The 24,994-nt window shown below is 71.3% G+C and carries 21 protein-coding genes; 13 read left to right on the forward strand and 8 right to left on the reverse strand.

Annotation, left to right across the window (positions count from 1 at the left end; all coding sequences use genetic code 11):
* Positions 1–191: 191 nt before the first annotated feature.
* The gene (locus ABT070_RS24960; protein WP_351764076.1) at positions 192–779 is read right to left on the reverse strand and encodes a TetR/AcrR family transcriptional regulator; all 588 of its coding nucleotides are present in this window, start codon (positions 777–779) and stop codon (positions 192–194) included.
* 145 nt (positions 780–924) lie between these two features.
* Here ABT070_RS24960 and ABT070_RS24965 point away from each other — a divergent pair, with 145 nt between their 5' ends.
* The 8 genes from ABT070_RS24965 (at position 925) to ABT070_RS25000 (ending at position 9,419) form a co-directional block, all read left to right on the forward strand.
* A complete protein-coding gene (locus tag ABT070_RS24965) occupies positions 925–2,631 on the forward strand; it encodes a CocE/NonD family hydrolase (RefSeq protein WP_351764077.1) in 1,707 nt (568 codons plus the stop codon).
* A gap of 93 nt (positions 2,632–2,724) precedes the next feature.
* A complete protein-coding gene (locus tag ABT070_RS24970; RefSeq protein WP_351764078.1) occupies positions 2,725–4,380 on the forward strand; it encodes an ABC transporter substrate-binding protein in 1,656 nt (551 codons plus the stop codon).
* The gene (locus tag ABT070_RS24975) at positions 4,377–5,327 is read left to right on the forward strand and encodes an ABC transporter permease (RefSeq protein ID WP_351764079.1); all 951 of its coding nucleotides are present in this window, start codon (positions 4,377–4,379) and stop codon (positions 5,325–5,327) included. The genes ABT070_RS24970 and ABT070_RS24975 overlap by 4 nt, the downstream gene beginning before the upstream one ends.
* Positions 5,324–6,199, forward strand: coding sequence for an ABC transporter permease (locus ABT070_RS24980; protein ID WP_351764080.1), 876 nt, complete (start codon positions 5,324–5,326; stop codon positions 6,197–6,199). The genes ABT070_RS24975 and ABT070_RS24980 overlap by 4 nt, the downstream gene beginning before the upstream one ends.
* The gene (locus tag ABT070_RS24985) at positions 6,196–7,215 is read left to right on the forward strand and encodes an ABC transporter ATP-binding protein (RefSeq protein ID WP_351764081.1); all 1,020 of its coding nucleotides are present in this window, start codon (positions 6,196–6,198) and stop codon (positions 7,213–7,215) included. Before ABT070_RS24980 ends, ABT070_RS24985 begins: the two co-directional genes overlap by 4 nt.
* Entirely contained in the window at positions 7,205–8,026 is an 822-nt protein-coding gene (locus ABT070_RS24990) for an ABC transporter ATP-binding protein (RefSeq protein ID WP_351764082.1), read from the forward strand. Before ABT070_RS24985 ends, ABT070_RS24990 begins: the two co-directional genes overlap by 11 nt.
* Positions 8,023–8,481, forward strand: a complete 459-nt coding sequence (locus ABT070_RS24995; RefSeq protein WP_351764083.1) for a DUF3237 domain-containing protein — start codon at positions 8,023–8,025, stop codon at positions 8,479–8,481. The genes ABT070_RS24990 and ABT070_RS24995 overlap by 4 nt, the downstream gene beginning before the upstream one ends.
* A gap of 209 nt (positions 8,482–8,690) precedes the next feature.
* Positions 8,691–9,419, forward strand: coding sequence for an esterase/lipase family protein (locus ABT070_RS25000; RefSeq protein ID WP_351764084.1), 729 nt, complete (start codon positions 8,691–8,693; stop codon positions 9,417–9,419).
* A gap of 158 nt (positions 9,420–9,577) precedes the next feature.
* On the opposite strand, the gene ABT070_RS25005 is transcribed toward ABT070_RS25000, so the two are convergent.
* Positions 9,578–10,015 (reverse strand): Lrp/AsnC family transcriptional regulator, encoded by a 438-nt coding sequence (locus ABT070_RS25005; protein WP_351764251.1) that lies wholly within the window; start codon positions 10,013–10,015, stop codon positions 9,578–9,580.
* 85 nt (positions 10,016–10,100) lie between these two features.
* Between ABT070_RS25005 and ABT070_RS25010 the strand changes: the two genes are divergently transcribed.
* On the forward strand, positions 10,101–11,009 hold the full coding sequence (locus ABT070_RS25010) for an SMP-30/gluconolactonase/LRE family protein (RefSeq protein WP_351764085.1): 909 nt from the start codon (positions 10,101–10,103) through the stop codon (positions 11,007–11,009).
* A 150-nt stretch (positions 11,010–11,159) separates the two neighbouring features.
* Complete coding sequence (nadE, locus tag ABT070_RS25015) at positions 11,160–11,990, forward strand: NAD(+) synthase (RefSeq protein ID WP_351764086.1); 831 nt, start codon at positions 11,160–11,162, stop codon at positions 11,988–11,990.
* Between the two features lie 150 nt (positions 11,991–12,140).
* Here nadE and ABT070_RS25020 read toward each other — a convergent pair whose 3' ends face one another.
* The 6 genes from ABT070_RS25020 to ABT070_RS25045 form a co-directional block, all read right to left on the reverse strand.
* Positions 12,141–13,061, reverse strand: a complete 921-nt coding sequence (locus ABT070_RS25020; protein ID WP_351764252.1) for an amidohydrolase family protein — start codon at positions 13,059–13,061, stop codon at positions 12,141–12,143.
* A 112-nt stretch (positions 13,062–13,173) separates the two neighbouring features.
* Positions 13,174–16,383, reverse strand: a complete 3,210-nt coding sequence (locus tag ABT070_RS25025; protein ID WP_351764087.1) for a glycosyl hydrolase family 95 catalytic domain-containing protein — start codon at positions 16,381–16,383, stop codon at positions 13,174–13,176.
* A 116-nt stretch (positions 16,384–16,499) separates the two neighbouring features.
* Positions 16,500–17,213 (reverse strand): FadR/GntR family transcriptional regulator, encoded by a 714-nt coding sequence (locus ABT070_RS25030; RefSeq protein WP_351764088.1) that lies wholly within the window; start codon positions 17,211–17,213, stop codon positions 16,500–16,502.
* An 84-nt stretch (positions 17,214–17,297) separates the two neighbouring features.
* Entirely contained in the window at positions 17,298–18,338 is a 1,041-nt protein-coding gene (locus tag ABT070_RS25035) for an ABC transporter permease (protein WP_351764089.1), read from the reverse strand.
* A 2-nt stretch (positions 18,339–18,340) separates the two neighbouring features.
* On the reverse strand, positions 18,341–19,915 hold the full coding sequence (locus tag ABT070_RS25040) for a sugar ABC transporter ATP-binding protein (RefSeq protein WP_351764090.1): 1,575 nt from the start codon (positions 19,913–19,915) through the stop codon (positions 18,341–18,343).
* 135 nt (positions 19,916–20,050) lie between these two features.
* Positions 20,051–21,097: a sugar ABC transporter substrate-binding protein gene (locus ABT070_RS25045; RefSeq protein ID WP_351764091.1), complete on the reverse strand. Its 1,047-nt coding sequence runs from the start codon at positions 21,095–21,097 to the stop codon at positions 20,051–20,053.
* Between the two features lie 873 nt (positions 21,098–21,970).
* Here ABT070_RS25045 and ABT070_RS25050 point away from each other — a divergent pair.
* The 3 genes from ABT070_RS25050 to ABT070_RS25060 are packed head-to-tail and all read left to right on the forward strand — an operon-like array spanning position 21,971 to position 24,926.
* On the forward strand, positions 21,971–22,822 hold the full coding sequence (locus ABT070_RS25050; RefSeq protein ID WP_351764092.1) for a fumarylacetoacetate hydrolase family protein: 852 nt from the start codon (positions 21,971–21,973) through the stop codon (positions 22,820–22,822).
* A gap of 11 nt (positions 22,823–22,833) precedes the next feature.
* Positions 22,834–24,171, forward strand: coding sequence for an L-fuconate dehydratase (locus tag ABT070_RS25055; RefSeq protein WP_351764093.1), 1,338 nt, complete (start codon positions 22,834–22,836; stop codon positions 24,169–24,171).
* A complete protein-coding gene (locus ABT070_RS25060) occupies positions 24,168–24,926 on the forward strand; it encodes an SDR family NAD(P)-dependent oxidoreductase (protein WP_351764094.1) in 759 nt (252 codons plus the stop codon). Before ABT070_RS25055 ends, ABT070_RS25060 begins: the two co-directional genes overlap by 4 nt.
* Positions 24,927–24,994: the final 68 nt, after the last annotated feature.

Raw genomic sequence — 24,994 nt, forward strand, 5'->3', positions numbered from 1 at the left:
CACGGCCGCACCCGCACCCGCGGGGCAGACGGAGTCGACGACCCACCGTCGCACCGGACCAGGCGGGACGCGCCGGCCCTCGCCGGACACGGCGGAGCGTCCGCGTCGACGCCGCCTGTCATACAACGGCGTTTTATTTCGCGGTCAGCCTGCGCCCGGGCGCCCCCGGGTGTCAAGCCCCGCCGGCCGGGTCAGTCCGCGGGCGGCGCGCCGCGCAGCAGGTCGGCCACCGCGAGCAGGGCCCGCGCGGCCCGCTCCTCGGGCCAGCCCTCCGGATCCTCCAGGGTGGTGAGCCAGTACCCCCGGGTGAGCAGGTGGAGGACGTCGCCGGCGAGTGCGGCGTCGGGCAGTCCGGCCTCGGCCGCCAGCGCGCTCAGCTCGTCGCGGTTGCGCCGGGAGGTGGCGCGCCGGACGTTCTCGACCGCCGGCCCGGCGTCGGGCCCCTCGCTCGCGATCTCCATCAGCAGCCGGCGCAGGATCTCGTCGTCGGGCTCGGTGGTGCACATCCACTTCAGCGCGGCTTCCAGGCGGGCCTCACCGGTCAGACCGACGAGCGCGTCGTCCATCTGGGCGCCCCACTCCCGCTCCGCCCACCGCATGGCATTGATCATGAGCGCGGACCGGCTGGCCACGTAGTTGGTCACCATGGCCGTCGAGCCGCCCAGCTGGGCGGCGACGGCCCGGATCGTGACGGAACGGACGCCCCGTTCCCGGGCGACGTGGAGGGTGGCGGCGGCGATCTCGTCGAGCCGTCGCGCCTCGTCTACCTCGATCGGCATGTCGCAGACCTTAACGCAGAGGGTTGACCCCGTTTACAAGGAGCTGCAATGTTGTCATACAACGCCGTTACACAACGCCGTTTCATCTCGGATTCCCGAGCACGAGCCCGGCTTTTCCGAGCCCGAACTCCCCGGAGAGCACTCGATGAGAGTTCCTTTCGCACGTACGGGGGCCGCTCCCGTCCCCGATCACGCCGTCCAGCACCTGGTGCGCATGCGGGACGGGACGCGCCTGGCCACGGACGTCTACCTGCCCGACGGCGCCACCGCCACGGACCGCGCCCTGCCCGCCGTACTGGTCCGCCTCCCGTACGACAAGAACAGCCGCTACGTCTACTTCGACAAGGTGGCCCGGCTCTTCACCGCCCGCGGCTACGCCCTCGTCGTGCAGGACGTACGCGGCAAGTTCCGCTCCGGCGGCCGCACCCTGCCCTTCCTGCGCGAGCCCGACGACGGCTACGACACCATCGACTGGATCACCCACCAACCGTGGTCCGACGGCGCGGTCGGCATGTTCGGCGACTCCTACTACGGCTTCACGCAGTGGGCCGCCGTGGCCTCCCAGCACCCCGCCCTGCGCGCCATCGTGCCGCGTGTGACCACGGTGGACTTCAACGCCACCACGGCCCTGGACCCGCGCGGCACGGACAGCGGCGTCGGCCGGCCGGTGTGGGTGGAGGGCATCGAGTACTACGCCCACCACTGGGTGGACCAGGACACCTACGACTGGGAGCCCGACCGCCGCGTGCGCCCGGTCATCGACCAGTACGAGCGGGCCTTCGAGGCCATCGGCGCCCGCTCCGCCTGGTTCGACCTCCTCGCCCCGCGCCAGACCGACGTCCTGCACGCCCTCGGCAGACACCCCTTCGACTCCCGGCCCGTACCCGTCCTGCACTGTGTCGGCTGGTACGACAACATCGGCATCCCCCACATGAACGACTACCTCGCACTCGCCTCCCGGCCGGGCTGGGACGCCGTCCAGTACCTGTGGGCCGGCGCCGTCGACCACGAGAACTACCGCCTCGACCACGCGCCCGTCACCGAGGACACCGACCACGCCACCAGCGAAGCGGCCCTCGACCGGCTCCTGCCCGAGTACGCCGGCCCGGCGCTGGACTTCTTCGACGTCTTCCTCAAGGGCAGCCGCCCCGTGACCGCCCTGTCCAAGGTGACCTGGGAACTCGGGCACGCCGGCTGGCGGACGGCGACCGCCTGGCCGCCCGCCGACAGCGGTGAGCGCACGTTCTGGCTCACCGGTGCGGCCACGACGGCCGGACCGCTGACGGGCGGCGCGCTCGTCACCGCTCCCGTCGCGGACGAGGACCGCGCGCAGTGGGCCTACGACCCGGACGACCTCGTACCGTCCCTGGTCCCCGACTCCTTCTCCTACCTCCGCGATCACCCCGACGCCGGTCCCCTGGCCGCCCGCGACGACGTCCTCGCCTTCGCCGGCCCGGTCCTGACCGACCCGCTCGACCTCGCCGGGCCGGTCGGCCTGCACCTTCATCTCGCCGGCACGGCACCCGTGTTCGACGTCTTCGCCAAGGTGCTGGACCTCGCCCCCGACGGCACGGCGCGGCTCGTCGTGCGCGGTCAGGTCTCCGTCCGGGGCGACGGCGCCTCCCGCGAGGTAGGCGTCGAGTGCGGCCACACCGGCTACCGGCTGCGCGCCGGCCACCGGCTGGCGCTGCTCCTGGCGAGCAGCGACTACCCCATGTACCTGCCGTGCTCGGGCAGCGAGGAGAACCCCTGGACGACCCTCGTCCCGAAGCCGAGCACCCAGACCCTGGCCACCGGCGGCGTCACCCCGTCCCGGCTGACCGTCACCGTCCTCACCCCGCCCGCCGGCTGACCCACCCGCGCCCCACGGGCCCCCACGCGCCCGCGCTCCCCCACGCCGAAGGATCCGTCACCCGGCCCACCGCCCTGCCTCAGGAGCACCACCATGCACGCTCCCAGAACCGCCCTGGTCCTCACCGCCCTGTCCACCCTGCTCGCGCTCTCCGCCTGTTCGTCGGGCGGCGGCGGCACGTCGTCCTCGCCCCAGAGCCCGAAGCTGACCAGCACCACACCCGCCGCGTCCGGCGCCCTGGACGAGGTCACCTGGAACCTGCCCCTGGGCGAGCCCACGACCCTCGACCCGGCCAAGGTCGGCGACTACTCCCCCAGCACCGTGGTGTCCAACCTGTGCGACCCGCTGCTGCGGCTGAAGGCCGACTACTCCGTCGCCCCCGGTCTGGCCACCTCCTGGAAGCGCCCGGACCCCAAGACGCTCGTGCTCGAACTGCGCGACGACGTCACCTTCTGGAACGGCCACCCGATGACCGCGAAGGACGTGGTGGCCAGCCTCGAACGGCAGCGGGACCCCGCCACCCAGAGCGTCAACACCCAGGTCCTGGCCACCGTCAGCACCATCACCGCGACCGGCGACCACCAGGTCACGGTCCGCTTCAAGACCCCCGACGAGCTGTTCCTCAAGTACCTCGTCAACGGCTTCGGAGCGGTCAGCGAGGCCGCCTACCTGAAGAAGGCCGGAGCCGCCTACGGCACCGCCGAGGGCGGCCTGATGTGCACCGGTCCCTTCGAGCTGAAGAGCTGGAAGTCGGGCGAGTCCGTCACCGCCGTCCGCAACGACGGCTACTGGGACACCGCCCTCAGGCCCAAGGCCGCCGAGCTGACCTTCACGTTCGTCACCGACGCGAGCACCCTCACCAGCGCCCTGCTGTCGGGCCAGATCGACGGCAGCTACGAGATCCCCTCGACCGTCGCCAAGGCCCTGCGCTCCTCCGACGCCGGCACCCTCTACTACGGACCCTCCGCGCAGACCGTGTTCGTCGCCCCGACCGGCCCGGACTCGCCCCTCGCCGACCCCCGGATCACCCAGGCGCTCTCCCTGGTGCTCGACCGCGACGCCCTGGTGCAGAACGTCTTCGACGGCGCCGCCCGCAAGGAGAAGACGTTCATCCCGTCCCTCGTGTGGAAGACCGGCGAGGCCTCCGACGTCTACGCCGAGGGCTACGACGCGCTGCCCGCCGTCCCGGACGCCGACGTCACCCGCGCCGAGAAGCTCGTCGCGCAGGCCGCTCCCAAGAAGCGCACGGTCACCATCGCGATGGGCGCCGGCGACCAGCAGTCCCTGCAGACCCTCACGTTCCTCCAGGCCGGCGCGAAGAAGATCGGGCTGACCGTCGTCATCAAGCAGCTCCAGCCCACCCAGATGTCCGGCCTGTTCTACGACGCGTCGCTGCGCGAGGGCCTCGACGCGACCATGGCCCTCGGCTACGTCGAGATCCCCGACCCGCTGTCGTACGCCGAGATGTTCACCTCGCCCGCGTCCCCCATGAACTGGACGCGCTACGACAACCCCGAGGTGACCTCGCTGCTGACGCAGGCCCGCGCCGCGCTGGACCCGGAGAAGTCCGCCGAGCTGTTCACCCGGGCGCAGGCCCTGTACACCGAGGACCTGGCCATCGTGCCGATCGCCGTCCCCTACGAGCGCATGTTCCTCAACAAGCGCCTCAGCGGCGCCCCCGCGTCCTTCGCCTACATCAACATGCCCTGGGCGGCCCAGCTCGGCGGCACGGGCGAGGGCACGTCATGATCGGACGCTTCGTCGCCCGTCGCGCGACCATGCTCGTGGTGACCGCGCTCGTCGCGAGCGTCGCCGTGTACGGCGCCCTGTTCATCGCTCCCGGCGACCCCGCCACCCTCCTCATCGGTGGCGGAAAGCCGCCCAGCCCCCGGTTGCTCGCCGAGATCCACCGCCAGTACCACCTCGACGACCCGTTCCTCCAGGGGTACTGGCGCTGGCTCAGCGGGATGCTGCACGGCGACGCGGGCCAGTCCCTCACCTACAAGGACTCCGTCACCCACCTGGTGACCGAACGCATCGGCAACACCGCCTTCCTCGTGGCGTACGCGGCGGTCCTCATCATCGTGCCCGGCGTCACGCTGGGCACGGTCGCGGCCCTGCGCGGCGGTTTCGGCGACACCCTGGTCACGGTCGTCACCACCGCCCTGATGGCGGTGCCCACGTTCGTCATGTCGGTGGTGCTCATCTGGTGGCTGTCCGTCCAATGGAGCTGGCTCCCCGCGTACGGCGCCGGCGACGGCTTCACCGGACGCCTCGAACACCTCACGCTGCCCGCGCTCGCGCTGGCCACGGCCTGGCTGGCCTACGTCGCCCAGGTGACCCGGTCGGCGGTGCGCGCCGAACTGGCCTCGGAACACGTCGAGACCGCGCGGGCCCGGGGCGTCCCCGAGCGCTTCGTGGTGCGCAAGCACGTTCTGCGCAACGCCGCCGGACCGCTGTTCTCCGTCTCCGGCGTGGCCGTCGCCGGACTCATCGCCGGCTGTTCCATCGTCGAGCAGGCCTTCGGGATCAACGGCATCGGCGCCCTGCTCGTCCAGAGCGCCGCGAAGCAGGACCTGGCCGTCGTCCAGGCCCTCGCGCTGATCACCGTCGTGGTCTTCGTCGTGGTCAACACCCTGGTCGACGTGGTCACGGCCGCGCTCGACCACCGGGTCTCGCTGGAGGGCGCCGCATGACCACGTATCAGATCGCCGCACTCGGGCGGGGCGCCGCCCGGCGGTCGCGGCTGCGCCGGCTGGCCCACGGACGCGGTGTGCTCGTCGTGGCGTGCGCGGTCGTCGCCCTGGCCGTCCTCGCCGCGCTGTTCGCACCCCTGCTGGCCCCCTACGATCCGGACGCCGTGGACCCGGCCGCCGTCTACCAGGGCAGCTCCGCCGCGCACTGGCTCGGCACCGACGACACCGGGCGGGACATCCTGTCCCGGCTCCTGTACGGCACCCGCCCCAGCCTGCTGGCCCCCGCCGTCGTCACCCTGACCGCCGGACTGGGCGGCACGGTCCTGGCGGTGAGCGCCGCCTGGCTCGGCGGCTGGTACGACCGGCTGGTGTCCGCCCTGCTGGACGTCGTCTTCGGCTTCCCGGGTCTGGTGCTGGCCGTGGTGGCCGCCGCCGTCTTCGGCGCCGGCCTGCACGTGGCGGTCGTGACACTGTCCCTCGCCTACCTCCCCTATGTCGGAAGGGTCGTGCGCAGTGCCGCGCTGCGCGAGCGGAACCTGCCGTACGTGTCGGCGCTGCGCATGCTCGGCATGTCCGGACGGCGGATCTGCCTGCGCCACCTGACGCCCAACCTGCTGCCGCTGGTGCTGGTGCAGGTGGCCACCTCCTTCGGCTACGCCCTGCTCGACGTCGCCGCGTTCTCCTTCATCGGACTCGGCGCCCAGCCGCCGACCGCCGAATGGGGGCTCATGGTGGCGAACGGCTCCACCGGGATCCTGGCCGGCCGCGCCGAGCAGTCGCTGTACGCCGGTGCGGTGGTCGTCGTCTTCGTGGTCGCCTGCAACCTCCTCGGCAGCGGCCTGTCCCGACAGCTCCTGGGAGACGACCGATGACCGGTACCCCGCCCCTCCTCGTCGTCGAGAACCTGGGCGTCGACCTGCCGACCCGGGACGGCATGCGCCGGGTGATCCACCGGGCCGACCTCACCGTGCCCGCCGGAACAGCCGTCGCTCTGGTGGGCGAGTCGGGATCCGGCAAGTCGATGACGGCCCGAGCGGTGCTGCGGCTGCTGCCCTCCCGGGCCCGCACCACCGGTTCGGTCCGCTTCGACGGCGCCGAGGTCACCTCGCTGGGCGCGGCCGGGCTGCGCAGACTGCGCGGCCACGACGTGGCGATGATCTTCCAGGACCCGCGGGCCCACATCAATCCGGTGCGCACGGTCGGTGACTTCCTCACGGAAGGGCTGATCACCACACGGGGTGTCCGGCCACGGGAGGCGGAAGCCAGGGTCACCGCGCTCCTGCGCGAGGTGGGCATCGCGGACGCGTCCCGCAGGATGCGCCAGCGGCCACCGGAGCTCTCCGGCGGTCTGCTGCAACGCGTGATGATCACCGCGGCGCTGGCGGGCGAACCCCGCCTGCTGATCGCCGACGAACCCACCACCGCCCTGGACGTCACCACCCAGGCCGAAGTCATGGCGATCATCGACGAGGCGCGGGCCGAACGCGGCCTGGCCATGCTCTTCATCACCCACGACCTGGCGCTCGCCGCGGCGGTCTGCGACCGGATCGCCGTCATGTACGCCGGCGGCGTGGTGGAAGAGCTGCCGGCCCGGCACCTGCACGACCGTTCGACCCACCCGTACACCCGCGCCCTGCTCGCCTCACGGCCCGACCCGGAGGCCACCGCCGAGCCGTTGCGGGCCGTCCCCGGGCGCCCCCTGTCCGCCTTCGAGACCGGCCCGGGCTGCGCCTTCGCCCCACGCTGCGCGCACGCCCAGGACATCTGCCACACCGAACGACCGACGCCGTCGCCGGCCGGGGAGGGCCTGGCCGCGTGCCACTTCCCGGTCGCCGACGCCCCCGTGACACCGCACCCCGGCGCGAGGAGCACCACCCATGGCCGATGAACCGACCTCCCTTCCCGCCCTCCGGGTCACCGGCCTGCGCAAGACGTTCGGGGACTTCGTCGCCGTCGACGACGTGGACCTGGAGATCGTGCCGGGCGGATCCCTGGCCGTCGTCGGCGAGTCGGGGTCGGGCAAGACCACCACCGCGCGGATGATCGTCGGCCTGGAGGAACCCACGGCCGGCACGGTGCTCCTCGGCGGCCGTGCCCATCCGGGCCGCCGGGCCTCCACCGCCGAGCGCCGGCGCTTCGCCCGGGAGGTGCAGATGGTGTTCCAGGACCCGTACGCCTCGCTCGACCGCCGCCAGAAGGTGGGCGACAGCCTGGCCGAGATCCTCGCCCTCCACACGGACCTGCGTGGCGCGCCCCTCGCGGACCGCGTGGCCGAACTGCTCGATCAGGTGGGGCTCGACGAACGCCAGGGCGCCGCGCTGCCCCGCGCGTTGTCCGGCGGGCAGCGACAACGGGTCGCCATCGCACGCGCGTTGGCCGTCCGGCCGCGTCTGCTCGTGCTCGACGAGGCGGTCGCCGCACTGGATGTCTCCGTGCAGGCCCAGATCCTCACCCTGCTCACCGACATCCGCCGGCGCACCCAGGTGGCCTACCTGTTCATCACGCACGATCTCGGCATCGTCCGGCACGTCTGCGACGACGTGCTGGTCATGCACCGCGGCCGCGTCGTCGAACGCGGGCGCGCCGAGACGGTCCTGACCGCCCCCGAAGCCCCCTACACCCGTAGGTTGCGCGACTCCGTGCCCCGCCGGGGCTGGAAGCCGACCCGCCACACCGCTCAGAACGGAAGCCAGGCATGACCGTGACACCTTCCCTGACCTACGCCTTCGAGATCCGCGCGGCGGTCGCCCCCAGCCTGCACATCGGCCACGGCGACGGCGAGCGCACCGAGTTCACCCCGATCACCGGCGGTACGGTCCACGGCCCCCGTCTCAACGGCACCGTCCTGGCCGGCGGGGGCGACTGGTCCGACACCCGCGGCACCGTCTGCGCACTCGAGGCCCGCTACCTCCTGCGGGCCGACGACGGTGCCGTGATCGACATCGTCAACCGCGGCTACTACCACGAGCACGCCGACAGCCCCGACCTCTACGACGGCGACCTCCGCCTCGCCGAGGCCGGCACCTACTTCCGCACCGCTCCCGTCTTCCGCACGGACGCCGCGCAACACCGCTGGCTCGCGCGCACGGTCTTCGTGGGCCTCGCCCGGGAGGAGGACGGACACATCGTGATCCGCTGCTACACCGTGGACTGAACGACGTCGGCGCGAGGCCGGAGAAGACGGGCGGAGGAGACGGGCTGCGGAGACCGGCTGCGGAGACAGCGGCAGACCAGCGGGAAGGGCTCCACGATCCAAGGCGCCCGGCGTCATCGCGTACGCCGGTGATTTCGCTGATTGCGCCCTCGTCCGGCGCCAGGACTCTGGTCAGGTCCAGCCACCCGCATCCTCGTCAGGAGGGCTTCATGCGTCATGCCCCGCGCCGGCTCCTCGGTGTTCTCGCGGCCGCCACCCTCGCGTTCACCCTGTTCTCCGCAGCGCCGACGGCCGGCGCCACCACGGCCGGCCCGGCCGCGTCGGTCGCCTCCGCCGCCCAGCCGCTCTCGACCAGCACACCGGTCGTCTTCGTCCACGGCTACACCGGCAGCGCGTCCAACTGGACCACCGCCATGAGCGTCTTCCGGCTCAACGGCTGGTCCAGCTCCAACCTCTTCGCCTACGAGTACAACTCCTACGGCAACAACATCACCAACGCGCAGGGCCTCGCGACCTTCGTCAACACCGTGAAGGCGCGGACCGGCGCGAGCAAGGTCGCCATCGTCAACCACTCGATGGGCGGCCTCGTCAGCCAGTACTACCTGAAGGTCCTGGGCGGCAACACGAGCGTCAGCCACCTCGCCTCGATCGCGGGCGCGAACCACGGAACGACGTACGCCGGCGCCTGCCTCATCTACACGACCTGTCAGCAGATGTACCCGGGCTCGTCGTTCATCTCCCAGATCACCGCGGGCGACGAGACACCGGGCACCACCGCGTACGCCACCTGGTACTCGGCGTGCGACGGCGTCATCATCCCGTACACCAGCACCCGACTGACCGGCGCGACGAACAACAACGTGCTCTGCCAGACCCACATCGGCTACCTGACGGACACGGTCGTCCTCGGCCAGATCGCCGACTTCGTCGCCTCCTGACCCCGCACGAACAGCCCCGCACGCCCCGTTCCCGGCATCACGACCGCCGGGAACGGGGCGCACGGCATGGATGGGTCACCTGGTGTCACCCGACGCCGTCGGGACCATGAAGCGTCCGTCCGTCCGCCCGGCGCGGGACGATCTGAGGCCCGGCTCAACTACCCCGCGTCCAGGGGCCGTTCGAAGAACGTCTCCAGGACCACGGTCGCCCGTGTTCCGCTGACCCCGTCGATCGCGTACAGCCGGCGCAGTACGTCCTGGAGTTGCTCCGTGCTCGCCGTGCGCACCTTCACCAGGACCGTCGCGCTGCCCGCGACGACGTGGGCCTCCTGGATCTCCGGTACGCCGGCGAAGTCCTCGGCCCGGTCGCCCATCCAGGCCGTCGAGTCGATGTGCACGAAGGCGAGGACCCCGCGGTCGAGGGCCTCGGGGTCCACGTCGATCGTGGTGGCCCGGATGACCCCGTGCTCCCGCAGCCTGCGCACGCGCTCATGGGCCGCGCCCGCCGACAGACCTACGCCCCTGCCCAGGTCGGCGTAGGACCGGGTCGCGTCCTGCTGGAGCAGTGCGATCAAGCCACGATCGATGTCATCTATCGGCTTCATGATTCGACCATATCCTGTTCGGTGATCTACGTGTTACGTTGAATCAGATCCTGATCAGCGTATGCGAGGGGACGCTATGCCCGCCGATGGCCTGTACGAGATCCTGGACGAGCGCTTCCGTACCGGACGCTGCACGAGCGGCGACGGCAGGCTGGAGGTGCTGCACAGCGACTGCCGTTGGGCGGAGGGTCCGCTGTACCTGCCCGCCTGGCGTCAGTTGATCTGGAGCGACATCCCGAACGACCGCATCCTGCGCTGGGACGAGGCCACCGGGGCGGTCGGCGTCTTCCGTGCCCCGGCCGGACACAGCAACGGCAACACCCTCGACCGGCAGGGCCGCCTGGTCACCTGTGAGCAGGGCGACCGCCGGGTCACCCGCACCGAACCGGACGGCACGGTGACGGTCCTGGCCGAGCGTTTCCAGGGCAAGCGGCTCAACAGCCCGAACGACTCCGTCGTGCGATCCGACGGCACTCTCTGGTTCTCCGACCCGGACTTCGGCATCACCAGCGACTACGAGGGCCATCGGGCCGAGTCCGAGATCGGCGCCTGCAACCTCTACCGGATCGACCCGGCGACGGACCGGGTGGTGCTCGCCGCCGACGGCTTCGACGGGCCCAACGGCGTCATCCTGTCCGCGGACGAGAAGCGGCTGTACGTGTCCGACTCGCGCGGCGCCCGCATCTACGCCTTCGACGTCCACGACGACGGCACGCTCTCCGGGCAGGAGGTCTTCGCCGAAGCACGAGCGGGCGTCCACTTCGACAACATCCGCCTGGACGACCGGGGCCGTATGTGGGCGGCCGCCCTGGACGACGGCGTTCATTGCTACGACCCCGACGGCACCCTCATCGGACGGCTCCGGGTGCCGGAACCGGTCTCCAACATCACCTTCGGCGGGCCGAAGAACAACCGCCTGTTCATCACCGCCACCACCTCGCTGTACTCGCTGGTGATGTCGGTGACGGGAGCCCCCCGCGTCTAGCGCGCACATCCCGCCGAGGGGCCGGGCGACTCCGTCCCGCGCGCCCCGGCGCCGGACGGTCGAGGCCGTCCGACACTGATCGACCGGCGATCCTCCCCGTCCCCGAGAGGTGGGGCGCCGGCGCCACGCGAACCGGAACCAGGAGCAGATGTGAACGAGCAGGCCCCCCTCACCCTTCAGCAGGAGATCGCCCGGGAACTCGAGGTCGCCGAGACCTTCGGGGCCGGAGCGGAGATCGAGCGCCGGGTGGGCTTCCTCGCGGAGCGGCTGACCTCCACCGGCCTGTCCTCCCTGGTGCTCGGCATCAGCGGCGGCGTCGACTCCACGACCGCCGGCCGACTGTGCCAGCTCGCCGTCGAGCGAGCCCGCGAAGCCGGGCACGAGGCACGGTTCTACGCGATGCGGCTGCCCTACGGCGTCCAGGCCGACGAGCACGACGCCCAGCTCGCGCTCTCCTTCATCAGGCCCGATCACGTGCTGACCGTGGACATCAAGCCCGCGAGCGACGCCGCGCTCGACGCCGCGCTGGGCGCCGAGGTGAGCTTCCGCGACGCCTACCACCAGGACTTCGTGCTCGGCAACATCAAGGCCCGACAGCGCATGATCGCCCAGTACACGGTGGCCGGCGGGCACCACGGACTGGTCGTCGGCACCGACCACGCCGCCGAGGCGGTCTCCGGCTTCTTCACCAAGTTCGGTGACGGCGCGGCGGACCTCGTCCCGCTGACCGGCCTGACCAAACGCCGGGTGCGAGCCGTCGCGGACGCGCTGGGGGCGCCGGCCGAGCTGGTGCACAAGGTGCCGACGGCCGACCTGGAGACCCTCGATCCCGGCAAGACCGACGAGGAGGCGCTCGGGGTCACCTACGACGACATCGACGACTTCCTGGAGGGCAAGCCGGTGGACGAAGGCGTCTTCAAGACGATCGTCGACCGCTATCGGCTCACCGACCACAAGCGCCGGCTGCCCCTCGCGCCCTGAGACCCGGCGGGCCCGGGCGCACACGACGGACTCGACGGACTCGACGGACTCGACGGACTCGGCGTGGTTCGCCGCGGTCCGGCCGCCCGTCAGCCGCATCGCCAGGGCGACATCGCTCCGTCGGAACACCGCTCCGGTACGGCGTCCCGCTCAGAGGCCGAACAGCTCCGCCGCGTTGTCGTGGCACACCGCCCGCAGCCACTCGTCCCCGAGGCCCAGCCGCTCCAGGGCGTGGAGCTGATGCACGTACGGATAGGGGATGTTGGGGAAGTCGGAGCCGAGCAGGACGCGGTCGCCGAGCCCGGCCAGCCGGGGCAGGGCCCGGTGCGGGAACGGCATCATCCCCTCGGCGAAGTCGGTGAACGCCATCGTCGTATCCAGCCGCACCTCCCCGAACCGCTCGGCGAGGCCCAGGAACTCCTCGTACTCGGGCATCCCCAGATGCGCCACGACCAGTCGCAGCCGGGGGTGCCGCGCCAGCACCCGCGCGATCGGCTCGGGTCCGGTGTGCTTGCCGGGTGCGGGACCGGAACCGCAGTGGATCACGACGGGGATCCCCGCCTCGGCCAGCAACCCCCAGGTCTGATCGAGGAGTTCGTCGGCCGGGTCGTACGCCCCCACCTGCACATACGCCTTGAACACGCGTGCGCCCGCCTCGACGGCCTCCCGGGCGTACGTCTCGACGCCCGGTTCGGGGTAGAGGGTGGCGGTGTGCAGGCAGTCGGGGGTGCGGCTGGCGAAGTCGACGGCCCAGTCGTTCAGCCACCGGGCCATGCCAGGCTTGTGCGGGTAGAGCATCGCGGTGAAGGCCCGTACGCCGAACTCCCTCAGCAGGGACGTCCGTTCCGTCTCCTCGTCCCGGTAGGTGATCGGCCACTCGAGCCCGCCGGTCTGCGGGCCGAGTGCGTCGAAGTAGGCCCAGACCTTGCGCAGGACCCGCTCGGGCATGAAGTGCGTGTGGACGTCGACCAGGCCGGGAAGACCGAGCCGGCCCCAGAATCGGCGCACCTCCCCGGCCTCCTCCCCCACGAAGGCGGGTCCGGCGGTACCACCAGGGTCGACGGGTTCCATGTGGTGATCATCCATGGGGCCCACGATCGGCCCGGGTGAGGCCGCGGGTCCACTCCTTTGCGCGGGAATTCCGTGAGGGATCCGTCACCGGGGCGGCGGGCCGGTGCCGCCGTCAGGGCCTGGCCGGCTTCACCCTCCTGTCGACGCCGTTCACCCGCACGGTGACGTCCTTCCGGTTCCGCGCCCGGTCGGCCACGATCTCGTACGACGTCACCTTTCCGTTCCGCCACGCGCAGCCGACCTCGTAGCCGCCCCGGGCGCGGAGCCCGGTGAAGGATCCCTCGGCCTTCCAGCCGTCCGGCAGGGCGGGCAGCAGGTCGATGACTCCGTCGTGGCTCTGCAGGAGCATCTCGGCGACGGCGCCCGAGATGCCGAAGTTGCCGTCCATCTGGAAGGGCGGGTGGTTGCAGAACAGGTTGGGCAGCGTGTTGTAGGTCAGCAGTCCGCGCAGCATGATCTGGGCGCGCCGGCCGTCACGGAGGCGGGCGAAGAGCGCCGCCCGCCAGGGCCAGGTCCACGAGCGGCGGCTGTCGCCCGACACCGTCGCGGCCGTGAACGGGACGCCTTCCTTCTCGCCGCACCGCGCCTTGAGGGAGACGAGGGCCGCGGCGGCCAAGTCGGTTGTCCTGGGGGTGATCTGGCGGCCCGGGTAGACCGCGAAGAGGTGCGAGGTGTGGCGGTGGATGTCGGTGGGACTGTCGATGTCCTCCTGCCACTCCTGGAGCTGCCCCCACCGGCCGATCTTGTTCGGCGCGAGGCGCGCCTGGAGGTCCGCGACCTTGGCCCGGTAGGCGGGATCCGCCTTCAGCACCGCCTCGCAGTCGAGGTAGTTCTGGAACAGGTCCCAGATGATCTGCTGGTCGTACATCACGCCGTCCTCGCGCGGCCCGTGCTCGGGGGACCAGCCGTTCGGCGCGACGAGGAGTCCGTCCTCGCGCTCCTTGAGATGGTCCTCCCAGAACTCGCAGATCTCCTTGATCATCGGATGGGCGACGGTTCGGAGATAGGTCAGGTCCTGGGTGAACGCCCAGTGCTCGTAGAGGTGTTGGGCGTACCAGGCGCTCGCGACGGTGTTCCACTCCCATGAGTTGCCGCCGAAGATGCTCTGGCTGGTGCGGGCGGTCCAGCCGCGCGTGTCCTGGCCGAAGGCGTTACGGGTCGCCACGCGGCTGGGCACGGCCACCTGCTCGATGAACCCGACGAGCGCCTCGTGGCACTCCGACAGGTTCGTCGTCTCGGCTCCCCAGTAGTTCATCTGGACATTGATGTTGGTGTGGTAGTCGGAGGCCCAGGCCGGCTGGTTGCTGTCGTTCCACAGGCCCTGGAGGTTGGCGGGCAGGCCGTTCGGGCGGGAGGAACTGATCAGCAGGTACCGGCCGTAGTCGAACATCGTCTGTTCGAGTGTCGGGTCCTCCCCGCCCGCCGCGTATCGCGCCAGCCGCGCGTCGGTGGGCAGGGCGACGACGGCCGCGGCGGAGGTGCCCCAGGCGACCGAGACGCGATTCATGAGGGCGCGGGTCTCGGCGATGTGCTTGTCGCGCAGCTTGCCGTAGGGCCGGGCGGCCGCCTTGGCGAGCGCCCTGGCGACGACCGGTTCCGGAGCGGCTCCGCGCCATCCGGCGGCGGCGTCGAGCTTGTAGTCGGTGCGGGCGTCGAGGAACAGGGTCAGGCTCGTACAGCCGCTGAACCGGAGCACCGGCCCGTCGGCGTCCAGGTCGCCGTCGGTGTGTACGGCCTGGACGGTGCACGCGTGCTTGAGTCCGTTGCCCATGACACCGCTGAACGCGATACGACCGGCGCCGGCGTCGACGGTCGTGGGGGCCTGGTCCTGCGCGGACGTCAGTGCGATCGACCCGGAGAGCCCCTCGGCGCTCTCCGACGTGTACCGGAAGACCATGACGTCCGCGGACCGGCCGGCGAAGGCCTCCCGCAGGACCCGCTGTCCCGGCGCGCCGAAGCGGGTGACGTGGAGGCCCTCGACGAAGTCGAGGGTGCGCCGGTAGTCGACGACCGCGCGCTGAGCGCGGGTGTCGAAGCCCTTGCCCGCCAGGGCGATCTCCGCGATCTGGAGACCGGCGGAAGACGCGCCGGGGGTCAGGGTGAGCCGGTAGACGCGGTAGGCCGTGCTGTTGGTGAGGGCGAAGGTCCGGGTCTCGCCGCGGCCGGCGAAGGGCGTCCCCGGCTTCTGCGTGTCGAGGGTCGTCCAGACGGTCCCGTCCTGCGACGCCTCGAGCGTCCATTGCCGGGGGTCGTCCCGCGGGCGGTCGGGGGCCGCCGTCAGGGTGTACGAGGTGACGGCGGCCGGGCGGGGCAGGTCGGCCTGCCAGACGACGGCGGGTGCGGTGCCGTCGACCCGCCAGACGGTGGCCGGATCGCGGTCCACCGAACGTGAGATGTCCGTGGCCCGGGACCCGGGCCGGGCACCGGATCCCTGGGAGTGCCCGCTCGGCGACGACAGGTAGACCGAGCCGTCCCCGCCGAGGTCGACGCCTGCCAGGCCGATCTCGCTCACCTGGAAGTGGCTGACGCCCGCCTCGGGGACGAAGTCGAACCGGTAGAAGCGGTAGGCCGAGGTCTCGGCACAGGTGAATTCCTTCGTCTGGAAGCGGCTCTCGAAGGGCGCCTCCAGGGTGCGGCTGTCGAGTGCGGTCCAGGTGGCGCCGTCGGCGGAACCGGAGAACGTCCACTCCTGCGGGTCCCGCTGGGGCACGTCGTTGGCGCTGGTCAGACGGTAGGAGGCGACCGCGACGGGGTCGGGCAGTTCGACCTGCCACCGCACCTTCGAACCGGGCCCCTCGATGCACCACTTGGTGCTCGATTCGCCGTCGTACGTCTTGTCGACGCCCTCCGACGCGGAGGAGCTGTACGGTCCCCCCGGAGCCGTGACCGTGGGTTTCGGGCGGGCGGCGAAGGTGACGACGAGGTCGCCGAAGTCGCGGTACGAGCCGAAGCCGGTCATGCCGGTGTCGAAGTCGCTGTCCGGCTTGCCGGCCAGGGCGTTGTCGTAGTCGTTGACCCCGCCCCACAGGCTCTGTTCGTTGAACTGGATGCGCTCCTCGTAGGGATCGGCGAAGAGCATGGCGCCGAGCCGTCCGTTGCCGATCGGCAGGGCCTGCGACTGCCAGTCCGCGGCGGGGACGGAGTACTTGAGCGCCTTGCGCGACAGGGTCGGCCACTGGATGCCCGCCGACGCTCTGGCCCCGGCGGCGACGGCCCGTCCGGCAGGCGTGACGCCCGTCAGCTGAGTGGCCAGCGGCGCGACGGCGAGAGCACCGCCGAACTTGAGGATGCTTCGTCTCAGCGGTTGGGATTCATTGATCACAGCAAGATCTCCTGGCCCATTCATCGGCTCTTTCACGGAGGGATGAGCAGCCACATCGACATCTGCCGAGGGCTTTGTCGTCGTCGGCCATCTTCGCGGCAAGATAGATCGGATGTCTAGAGGAGTGACGGGGCGTCGGCTGACGGCCCGTCCGCGTCGGCGCAGCTCGCCGCGAGCCAGTGCTCGACGGCCGCCACATGGACCGTCGCGGCGGACACGGCCAGCAGCGCGTCACGTGCCTCGAGCGCGCGGAGGATGTCGTCGTGCTCCGCGTGCGCACGCTCCACGGCGCGCTGGGCCCGGCTCCCCCGCACGATGCGGACCCGCTGGGTACGGGTGGAGAGGACACGCAGCAGCATGGAGAGCACCGGATTGCCGACGGCCTCGACGATGCGCAGGTGGAACGCGATGTCGTGGGCGACGAACTCGTCGACCGTGGCGGCCGCCCGGGACCGTTCGAGAATGCCGCCGAGCTCCTCGATGTCCCGGGAGGTCAGCGACGTGGCGGCCAGCCCGGTCGCCGGCGGCTCCAGCAGCCTGCGCACCTGGAGCAGTTGAAGGGCGGTCCGCCCGCGGGAGACGTCGGCGGCGAAGGACATCGTCTCGAGCAGGAGGTGCGGTTCCAGGCTGGACACATAGGTGCCGTCGCCCTGCCGGGTGACCAGGATGCGCATGGCGGTCAGCGCGCGGACCGCCTCACGAAGCGAACTCCGGGACAGACCGAGCTGGCCGGCGAGCGCGTCCTCCTTGGGCAGGCGGGAGCCGGGCGCGAGTTCCCCCGCGACGATCATCGCCTTGATCTTCTCCATCGCCTCGTCCGTCAGTGCCACGAGGACGCCTCTCTGTCCCGAAGGAACACGACGGGGATCCGCACGGACCCCGGGCGGGCCCGCGCGATGCCCCGAGTACCGCGTCTACTCCTGCTTCTCGCCGGAGGCGAAGCGGGAGATGATCAGCGCGACGATGATGATCGCGCCGTTGAGGAACTGGTTCCACAGCGGCGGTACGCCCGCCAGTGTCATGACGTTGACGACCAGTTGGAGGGTCAGCACACCGGTGAGCGCGCCGAACACCGAGCCCTTGCCGCCGTTGAGGCTGACCCCGCCGATGACCGTCGCGGCGAACACCTGGAAGATCCAGCCGCTGCCCTGGGTGGCGGAGATGGAACCGTAGTGGCCGCTGTAGAGGATGCCGGCGAACGCGGCCAGCAGGCTGCCGATGATCAGGACGACCCACACGATCCGGTCGACCCGGATGCCGGCCGTCCGGGCGGCCTCCGCGTTGCCGCCGATCGCGTAGAGCGCCCGCCCGTGCCGCAGCCAGGCCAGTGCGCACCCGCCGACGGCGAACAGCACCGCGCAGATCCAGATGGCGGCCGGCACACCCAGCCAGGAGGCCTTGCCCAGGTAGGTGAAGGAAGGGGGCAGATCCACGATGGACTGGCCCTCGGAGAGCGCCACCTGGAGCCCGCGCAGCATGGTCAGCCCGCCGAGCGTGACGATGAACCCGTTGAGGCGCAGCTTGAGGATGAGGAATCCGTTGAGGGCGCCGATCGCCACCCCCACCAGCAGGCAGAGCGGGATCGCCGTCCACTGCGGAAAGAGCCCCAGTCCGTTGAACCGGCCGCCGCTGGTGGGCAGGACGAGCCAGACGGCGATGACGGGCGCCACCCCGATCGTGGACTCCAGGGACAGGTCCATCCGGCCGACGATCAGGATCATCGCCGTGGCGAGGACGAGCAGGCTCAGTTCGGTGGACTGCTGGGCCACGCCGATGAGGTTGTCGGAGGTGAGGAAGGCCGGGGAGACGATGAACCCGATCAGGCCCAGCACGAGGATGGCGGGGACGAGCGACAGTTCACGGAAGCGGCCGAGATCGAGTCCGCGCCGGCTGCCCTTCGCGGTCGTCTGCGCCACGCTCGCTGCGGGGTCGGTGACATCGGTGGTGGCGGACATGACTACCTTCCGTGCTCTTCGGTGTCGGCTGCTGCGGGGGTACCGGCGACGCCTTCCATGGCGGCGACCATCTGATCGTCCTTCCAGCCGCGGTCGAACTCCGCGACCACGCGTCCGTGGAACATGACGACGACCCGGTCGCACACCCGGAGGTCGTCGAGTTCGTCGGAGACGATCAGCGCGGCCTTCCCGGCTTCGGCGACCCCCCGGATCCTGGCGAGCAGGAACTCCTTGGACCTGACGTCCACTCCGTTGGTGGGCCGGACCGCGACCAGGACATGGGGGTCGGTGGCCAGGGCCCGGGCCACGACGACCTTCTGCTGGTTGCCGCCGGAGAGCGCGGAGACCGGTGTGCCCGCGCCCGGCGTCTTGATGTCGAGATCGCGGATCATGCGCTGGGCGAAGGTCCTGGTGCGGCCCGGCAGGACGGTGCCGAACGGGCCGAGCTGGTCGGTGACGGTGAGGGTCGCGTTCTCCGCCACGCTGCGACTGCTGACGAGACCCTGGACGTGGCGGTCCTCCGGTACCAGGCCGACGCCCGCGGCGAGGGACGCCGGGACGCTGCCGGTACGGACGGTCCGGCCGTCGACCGAGATCCTGCCTGCCTCGGCGCGGTGCAGTCCGGCGACTGCCTCGCCCACCTGGACGTTGCCGCTGGCGGTGGCGCCCGCGAGGCCGACCACCTCACCGGTGCGGACGGAGAGCGACAGGTCCCGGCAGGCGCCGGGCAGGGTCAGCCCCTCGACGGCCAGGAGCTCCTCGGAGCCGGCCGGGGAGGCCGTCCTCGCGTCCTCGGCGCTCGTCGCCGTCGCGGACTCGCCCGTCATGGCCTCGACCAGCTCGTGCTTGCCGAGTCCGGCCACCGCCGCGGTGCGGATGTGGGCCGCGTCGCGGTAGACGGTGACCGTGGCGCACAGGTCGTAGACCTCTTGCAGATGGTGGGAGATGAAGAGGAAGGCGACGCCCTGCCGTTGGAGGTCCCGGAGCTTGTCGAAGAGCCGGTCGATCCCCCGGGCGTCCAGCTTGGCGGTCGGCTCGTCCAGGATGATGAACCGGGCGCCGAAGGACAGGGCCCGCGCGATCTCCACGAACTGCCGCTGTTCCACGGTGAGCTGGCGGGCCCGTACCGTGGGGTCGACGTCCACTCCGTACTCGCCGAGGAGTTGCTCGGCGCGTCGGCGCAGCTCCTTCCAGCGGATGGGGCGCAGCGCGGCGTCACTCTGCCGGTTGAGGAAGAGGTTCTCTGCGACGGTCAGGTCGCCGATGATCGTGGACCGCTGGTAGACGCAGGCCACCCTGGCCCGCCAGGCGTCGATGTCGCCGAAGGCGGGCGCCGGTTCGCCGGAGAAACGCAGGGTGCCGGTGTCGGGCTGCTGGAGCCCGGTGAGGATGGACACGAGCGTGGACTTGCCCGCGCCGTTGCGCCCGACCAGGGCGTGCGACTCGCCCTCGGCGATGGTGATGCGGGCGTCGCGCAGGGCGACGGTGGCGCCGTACCGTTTGCTGATTCCGGTCGCCTCGGCCACCGGGGCGCGGCTCACGGGGCCTGTCGCCGGGGCGGTCGCGGAGTCCGCCATGGTGAATACCGTCCTTCTGGTCCGGATACGGGGGTACGGGCGGGGTGGGGCGCGGAGGGGCGGGGCGGAGGAGCGGGGCGGAGGAGCGGGGCGGGGTGCGCCGGCCCCTCCGCGTGCCTGCCCTCGGGGCCGTCGCTAGCCGACGTTGTTGCCCCACAGCGTCTTGTCCTCGACGTTCTCCTTGGTCACCAGCGGGGCGGGCAGCTGGTCCTCGAGACCGTTCGGGATCTCGATGATCGTGGAGTCGTGGTCGGTCTTCCCGGCCTTGAAGGTCTTGCCGTCGGCCGCGGCCTGGGCGTAGTACAGCGCGTACTTGGCGTAGAGGTCGGCGGGCTGGGAGACGGTCGCGTCGATCTGGCCCTTGCGGATCGCGTCGAACTCCTGCGGGATGCCGTCGTTGGAGATGATCGAGATGTGCCCCTGCTGGCCGGCCGGCTTGAGCAGGCCCTTCTGCTCCAGCAGGGCCAGGGTCGGCTGCAGGAACACACCGCCCGCCTGCATGTAGATGCCGTTCAGGTCGGGGTGCTGGGCGAGCAGGCTCTGGAGCTTGGCCGAGGCCACGTCGCCCTTCCAGTCGGTGGGCAGCTCGAACACCTTGATCTTCGGGAACTTCTCCTTCATACAGGCGGCGAAGGCCTCGGAGCGGTCGCGCCCGTTGATGGAGTCGAGGGCGCCCTGGAGCTCGGCGACCTTGCCCGTACCGCCGAGCTGCTTGCCGAGGAACTCGCAGGCCTTGGTGCCGTACGCCTTGTTGTCGGCGCGTACGACCATGTAGACGTCACCCTTGTCGGGGCGGGTGTCGACACTGACCACGGGGATCTTCTTCGAGGCGAGCGTGTCGAGCGTGGAGGCGATGGCGCCGGTGTCCTGGGGCGCCATGACGACCGCCTTGGCGCCCGTGTTCTGGAACACCTGCACATTGGCGACCAGCTTGGTGACGTCGTTCTGCGAGTTGCTCAGCGGCAGCGCGTTGACGCCGTCGGCCTTGACGTCCTTCTTCACGTAGTCGGCGTAGGAGTTCCAGAAGTCCGAGTCGGAGCGCGGCAGGTCGATGCCGATGGCAGGCTTGTCCGCGCCGCCCGCCGCAGCCGAGCTGGTGCTCTCGCGGTTGCATGCGGTGACGAGGGCGAGCGTCACGAGGACGGCGGCTGCGGCGGCGGAGCGGGTGCGAGCGAGCTTCATGGCCGTGTGTTTCTCCTTAGCCAGGGCAGGGCGGTGCGCGGCGGCGGCAGAGGCGGTGCCCGGTGGGCGGGGCGAGGACTCGAACCGTGAAGGTGGCCGCTGCCGAGGGTGTGCGCGGGCCGTGCCGGCGGGGATGGGATGAGGGTGAAGCGGAGGGCCGAGAAAGCGGAGCTGAACAGCCGAGAGAAGACAGTGAAGCTGATTCCTCCGATGTATCCGGGACGACGTGGACGTTACGACGACGTTGCCGACGTTGACAAGAGTCCGTCCCCCAACGATTTCCACAGCCTCACCCCGCTTGCGCTCCCCAGCCCGACCGGCGCCCTTCGCCGCCCCTCCCCGAGCGGGATTGAGCTGCGCTTATCCTCCGCCGCCGCCTCGGGACGCGACAAGTTCCGGAGTTCACGATTCGGCATAGTCCCGCTTCGGAGGCGATGTCCGGGCGCCCCGGGCGCCCTTCGCCGCCGCGGCGGACTCACCCGGCGCCTCGACGGCCGGAGGCGTGTCGCCACCGAGCCGAAGGGGTCTTCGATCCGCCGCGTGACACACCCGACGGGCATTCGTCCGATGGCCCGCGCCCGGCCGGCGAGACCGCCCCGACGAATGCCGACATCTCACCGCGCACTTCCGTAGGAGCGGCCCCGTCGCGCCGGATACATCCGAGGACTGCATTGCCCGGACGCCCATCAGCCCTTACAGTCACGGAGTCGTCATTCCTCCGATGAATATGGGTCGAGTCCGGGCCGTGCGCGTGATCCGGCCGGTGACCTGCGCGAAGAGGCCGGCCCGGCTCGCCCGGCGGCCCTTCGCGGCACGGTGAGCGCACTCGCGGACGAAGCACCCAGGAAGCCCCCATGGCAAGGGAGTTGCTCAGTGAAACTGCTACGCGTCGGTCCCCCGGGAGAGGAGCGGCCCGCGGTCCGCGTCGACGGCGACCGGCTGCTGGACCTGAGCCCGGTGACCCCCGACATCGACGGCGCCTTTCTCTCCTCGGGCGGTGTCGACCGGGCGCGGGCGGCGGTCGAGGCCGGCGATCTGCCGGAACTCGACGCGGAGGGCCTGCGCGTCGGCGCGCCCGTCGCCCGGCCGGGGAAGATCGTCTGCGTCGGTCTGAACTACCGCGACCACGCCGCCGAGACCGGGGCCGCCATCCCGGCCCGTCCGGTCGTCTTCATGAAGGACCCGGGCACCGTCGTCGGCCCCCGTGACGAGGTGCTCGTCCCGCGCGGCTCCCGCAAGACCGACTGGGAGGTCGAACTCGCGGTCGTCATCGGACGGCGCGCCCGCTATCTGGCGGGGCCCGAGGAGGCGCAGGAGGTGATCGCGGGATACGCGGTCAGCCATGACGTCTCCGAACGCGAGTTCCAGCTGGAGTACTCGCCGCAGTGGGATCTCGGCAAGTCCTGCGAGACCTTCAACCCGCTCGGCCCGTGGCTGGTCACCGCCGACGAGGTCGCCGACCCGCAGGACCTGGGACTCCGGCTGACCGTCAACGGCGTCAAGCGCCAGCACGGCCACACCCGCGACATGATCTTCCCGGTCCACCACCTCGTGTCGTACCTGAGCCAGTACATGGTTCTGGAGCCGGGTGACGTGATCAACACAGGTACGCCCGCGGGTGTGGCCCTCGGCCTGCCCGGCACTCCCTACCTCCGTCCCGGCGACACCGTCGAGCTCGAGATCGACGGGCTCGGCGGCCAGCGGCAGACCTTCGGCCAAGCGTGAAAGGCACCCCCTTGTCTGCAACCCCCGCCCGGATCATCTCGGTCGACACCTACGACATCCGCTTCCCGACCTCCCGGGAACTGGACGGCTCCGACGCGATGAACCCGGACCCCGACTACTCCGCCGCCTATGTGGTGCTGCGCACCGACGCCGGCGACGGGCTCGAAGGCCACGGCTTCACCTTCACGATCGGGCGTGGCAACGACGTCCAGGTCGCGGCGATCGGCGCCCTGCGCCCTCATCTCCTGGGCCGCTCCGTCGAGGACCTGTGCGCCGATCCCGGATCGCTCAACCGCGATCTGATCGGCGACAGCCAGCTGCGCTGGCTCGGCCCCGAGAAGGGCGTCATGCATATGGCGATCGGGGCGGTGGTGAACGCCGTGTGGGACCTCACCGCCAAGCGGGCCGGGCAGCCGCTGTGGCGTCTGCTCGCCCACGCCGATCCCGAATGGCTGGTCTCCCAGGTCGACTTCCGCTACATCGCCGACGCCCTCACCCCCGAGGACGCCCTGGCCCTGCTGCGGAACGGGCGCGACGGGCTCGCCGAGCGGGAGACGGCCCTGCTGGAGCTCGGCTACCCCGGGTACACCACCTCGCCGGGCTGGCTCGGCTACTCCGACGAGAAGCTGACCCGACTCGCCAAGGAAGCGGTCGCGGACGGCTTCACCCAGATCAAGCTCAAGGTCGGGGCCGACCTGGCGGACGACATCCGGCGGCTGCGCACCGCCCGCGCCGCCGTCGGCGACGGCATCCGGATCGCCATCGACGCCAACCAGCGCTGGAACGTCGGCGAGGGGATCGCGTGGGTCCGGGCCCTCGGGGAGTTCGACCCCTACTGGATCGAGGAGCCCACCAGTCCGGACGACATCCTCGGCCACGCCGCGGTCCGCGAGGGCGTCGCGCCCGTGAAGGTCGCCACCGGCGAACACGTCCAGAACCGCATCGTCTTCAAGCAGATGCTCCAGGCCGGCGCCCTCGACGTCCTCCAGATCGACGCCGCCCGCGTCGGCGGCGTCAACGAGAACCTGGCGATCCTGCTGCTGGCCGCGAAGTTCGGGGTGCCCGTGTGCCCGCACGCCGGCGGTGTGGGGCTGTGCGAGCTGGTGCAGCATCTGTCGATGTTCGACTTCCTGGCTCTGTCCGGCACCACCGAGAACCGGGTCATCGAGTACGTCGACCACCTCCACGAGCACTTCCTCGCACCGGTGGTGATCCGCGACGGCCACTACACCGCGCCGCTGTCCCCCGGCTTCTCCGCCGCGATGCACCCCGGCTCCCTCGCCGAGTACCGCTACCCCGACGGCACCTTCTGGGCCGCCGACCTCGCCGAAGGGGACCAGGCCTCATGACCGTCCTATCGGGTCTCACCGCCGTCGTGACCGGCGGCGCGTCCGGCATCGGACTGGCCACGGCCAGGCTGCTCGCCGCGCAGGGCGCCGAGGTCGCCGTACTCGACCGGGACCCCGCCGGGGTGCCGCGGCCGTTGCTCGCGCTCAAGGCCGACGTCACGGACGACGCCTCCGTACGGGCCGCGATCCAGGAAGCGGCGGGGCGGTTCGGCGGCCTGGACATCCTCGTCAACAACGCCGGAATCGGCGCCGCGGGAACCGTCGAGGACAACCCCGACGAACAGTGGCACCACGTCCTCGACGTCAACGTGATCGGCATGGTGCGCACGACCCGGGCGGCCCTGCCGTATCTGCGGCGCTCGTCCCACGCCGCCGTGGTCAACACCTGTTCCATCGCCGCCACCGCGGGCCTGCCGCAACGCGCCCTGTACTCCGCCACCAAGGGAGCCGTGCTGTCGCTGACCCTGGCGATGGCCGCCGACCACGTCCGCGAGGGCATCCGCGTCAACTGCGTCAACCCCGGCACCGCCGACACTCCCTGGGTGGCCCGGCTGCTGGACGCCGCCGACGATCCCGAGGCCGAACGCGCGGCTCTGCACGCCCGGCAGCCGATGGGCCGACTGGTCACGGCGGACGAGATCGCCACCGCCATCGCCTATCTCGCGAGTCCCGCCGCCGCCTGCGTGACGGGCACCGCTCTGGCCGTCGACGGCGGCATGCAAGGACTCCGGCTGCGCCCGGCCGCCGAGGCATGAGAACCGGCCGGTCGGCCGGCCGGCCGGCCCGCAAGGGCGGCAGGCGCGGCAGGGGCGGGGTCGGCAAG

It is taken from the genome of Streptomyces sp. NPDC002884 (assembly GCF_040295245.1).
Lineage (GTDB): Bacteria > Actinomycetota > Actinomycetes > Streptomycetales > Streptomycetaceae > Streptomyces.